The sequence below is a fragment of the Halomonas sp. ND22Bw genome, from assembly GCF_003011945.1.
In the GTDB taxonomy this organism is placed as follows: Bacteria; Pseudomonadota; Gammaproteobacteria; order Pseudomonadales; family Halomonadaceae; genus Halomonas; species Halomonas halophila.
Genome location: NZ_PXWD01000653.1, coordinates 1 through 280 on the forward strand (window position 1 = coordinate 1; position 280 = coordinate 280).

Below are 280 nucleotides of genomic sequence, written 5' to 3' on the forward strand. Positions count from 1 at the left end.
GCGACATGCCGATGATGGCCTATTCGCCGCTGGGGCGCGGCGGCCTGCTGGAACACCCGCTGATCCTGGACATCGCCAACCGGCATTCGGCCGAGCCGGCCCAAGTGGCCCTAGCCGCCGTCCTGCGCCACGACGGCGTCATCGCCATCCCCAAGGCCGGCAGCGTCGAACACGTCGAGGCCAACGCCGACGCCCTGGACATCCAGTTCGACCCGGAGGACCTGGAACGCCTGGACCAGGCCTTCCCCCCGCCGACCCAGGCCGTGCCGCTGGATATCAT

1 protein-coding gene is annotated in these 280 nt (G+C 70.0%); it reads left to right on the forward strand.

The genetic code is table 11. The features are described 5' to 3' along the window. Positions 1-280, forward strand: a 280-nt coding sequence (locus tag CVH10_RS19765; protein ID WP_146143135.1) for an aldo/keto reductase, incomplete at both ends; no start/stop codon positions are given.